Source organism: Halanaerobiales bacterium (assembly GCA_035270125.1).
In the GTDB taxonomy this organism is placed as follows: Bacteria; Bacillota; Halanaerobiia; order Halanaerobiales; family DATFIM01; genus DATFIM01.
Genome location: DATFIM010000047.1, coordinates 1 through 2,862, shown reverse-complemented (window position 1 = coordinate 2,862; position 2,862 = coordinate 1). Strand labels below are relative to the sequence as shown.

At 29.2% G+C, this 2,862-nt stretch carries 2 protein-coding genes; one reads left to right on the top strand and one right to left on the bottom strand.

The genetic code is table 11. The features are described 5' to 3' along the window. Nucleotides 1-274: 274 nt before the first annotated feature. Nucleotides 275-2,278, top strand: a complete 2,004-nt coding sequence (locus VJ881_02315; GenBank protein ID HKL74875.1) for a methyl-accepting chemotaxis protein — start codon at nt 275-277, stop codon at nt 2,276-2,278. Between the two features lie 68 nt (nt 2,279-2,346). On the opposite strand, the gene VJ881_02310 is transcribed toward VJ881_02315, so the two are convergent. Then, nucleotides 2,347-2,862: alpha/beta hydrolase (locus tag VJ881_02310; protein ID HKL74874.1), on the bottom strand; the 516-nt coding region annotated here is incomplete at its 5' end.

Below are 2,862 nucleotides of genomic sequence, written 5' to 3'. Positions count from 1 at the left end.
TTGCTCTGCCAGCCAGGGAGTATTGGAATATAATCAAAGTCTTGATATACCTCTTAAAGCTGATATGAGTGGTCATCCTTCAATGGAGAAATATATTTCAGATGGATATGAAGTTATTACTCTTTAAAATAATAAAAATTTGTTTTAATGACGATGACGCACTGGATGGATATTTTCTGGTGCGTTTTTTTATTTGAATAAATAAATCCTGAGTGGTATACTAAGAATAAGTGGGAAAAAGGCAATTTATTGTCGATTTCTAAAATTCCAGGAGGTGTTTATAATTAAAGATAATATATCTTTTCATCAAAGTCTGTCATTTAAAATAATTAGTATTGTTGGTATTATTTTAATTCTGGCCTTAGGAGCTATGATCTATTTTACTACTCAAGTAATTACAGAAGAAACTAACAGTTTATCAGAAAATAGAAATTTAATATCAACTGAATATGTAAAAAGTGAAATAGAAGGATTTTTAGAATTTAATGAAGGAATTATTGCGACTTTTTCTAATAATAATTTATTCTCTGCTAGTAATATTAATACAGAAATGTCACAAAATGAATTAGCAGAGATTCAAAAAGGTAATGATCAGTTTAAAAATGTCTATTTTGGTTCAAGAGATGGTGAAATGATTATTGCACCTTCACAAGAATTACCAGCTGATTATGATCCTAGGGATAGAAGTTGGTATAAAAATGCAGTTGAGAAAAATGAAATTATCTGGACAAATATATATGAAGATGCTGCTTCAGGAGTTTTAATGATCTCTGTAGCTATTCCTATTGAAAATAATGGTCAACTTAAAGGAGTTGTAGCTGGGGATATAACACTTGATTATCTTAGTGAAATTGTCTCTAATTTTAGTATAGGTGAAAATGGTTTTGCTTTTATAACTAATAATCAGGGTAATTTATTAGCACACCCTAATCAAGAGATTTTAAATGAAAATCCTAATATGTTTGAAAGATTTAATACAGATGCTTATGAAAATAAGGATAGAGGAACCTTTCAATATGAAAATGATAATGCTGAGTATTTAACTTCATATATCTCTATTCCAATCCTTAATGGAAAAATATTTACCCAGGTTCCATTATCAGAGGTTAATCAAGGGGTTTCTCGCATTTCAAATATAATTATTTATATGGGAATAGCTGTTTTAATAATCTTAATTGGAGTCTTATATTTTGTATTTAAAAATTATCTGATGAATCCTTTACAAAATAGTGTAGAATATACTCAGGAAATTGCAAATGGTAATCTAAAATTAGAAGAATTAAAAGACAGTAATGATGAAATTGGGTTATTAAACAGGAATTTAAATAAGATGAGAATAAGTATTAAAAATTTAGTTTCAGAAATTGAAGATACTTCAGAAATGGTTTTAGAATCCAGCGAAAATTTATCTTCCCATAGTGAAGAAATGTCAGCTTCAACGGAAGAGGTTAGTACTGCTATTCAGGAAGTTGCTTCAGGGGCAGAAGAACAATCAGCCCAAATTGATGAAACTGAAGATATTTTAAATAACCTTATTGAAAGTATTGAAATTACTAAAGAAATGGCTGATGAAATAGATAGCACCTCAGATTCAGTAATTTCTAATTTAAATAAAGGTGATGACTCAATTAGTTCTTCTATTAGAACTATAGAAAAAGTAAAAGGATACTCTGATGAAGTTTCTGAAACAATTTATGATTTAGGCGAATTATCTGAAGAGATAGGCGAAATCATTGAAATGATTAATAGTATTGCAGATCAAACGAATTTGCTTGCTTTAAATGCAGCTATTGAGGCAGCAAGAGCTGGAGAGGCAGGTCGTGGATTTAGTGTTGTTGCAGATGAGATTAGAGAACTTGCAGAAGAATCTGCCAGTGCAACTAATAATATCTCTGAGTTAATTGCCAAAATACAAACAAAAGTTAATAATACTGTTGAAAAAATGAATACAACTGAAGAAGCTGTTGATGAAAGTGTTGGAGTGATAAAAGATACAAGAAATGTATTTTCAGATATAAAAAATAGTTCACAGGAGCTTAAAAAATTAATTGAACAAATTGATAGTCAAACTGATGAAATGAATAAATTTAGTAATAAAGTTGAGAAAAATGTTAATGAAATTTCGAAAGTAAGTCAGGAATCTGCAAGTAATGCTGAGGAAGTAGCTGCTTCTTCTGAAGAACAGACTGCTGCTGTACAAGAAATAGCCGATTCAGCTGAAGAATTAGCTAAAATAGCAAATGAACTTGCATCTAAAATAAATAAGTTTAATATTTAAATTATATTACCCCCGCTTTTCATAAAAAGAATAGCGGGGGATGATTTCTAAGATTTTAAAAATTGAATTTATTGTTGATCAATAAAATTTTTAATTAATTTATTAAACTCAGCTGGTTTTTCTGCAAAAAGTCCATGAGCTGCTCGATCTACTATTTCAAATTTTGAGTTTTTAATATTTTGATTAATTATTTTCCCATAAGATGGTGGCTTTAAAATATCCTCTTTACCTGATACTATTAATGTAGGAATATTAATTTTTGAAAGGTCATCAGTAATATCTAAACTCAAAAAATTATTGCAGAGCCCTACAAAAGCATCAAGCCAGTCTTTTGACACATTTTCTCCAAATTTTTCAGCTCTTTTTTCAAGCCATTTAGAATTTTCTTCATAAAAATAATTTGAATAAACAAAAGGGGACATAACTTTATAAAAAAGTTTTCCATTATATGTTTTAGCAGTCATGATCCAGGATTCTATCTGAGCTTTTAATAAAGGTTTAACTTCACTGACTGCAGTGCCTAAAGTTAGGGTATTAATTTTATCTGGATATTTCAAAGCAAAATGCATTGCAACTTCTGCTCC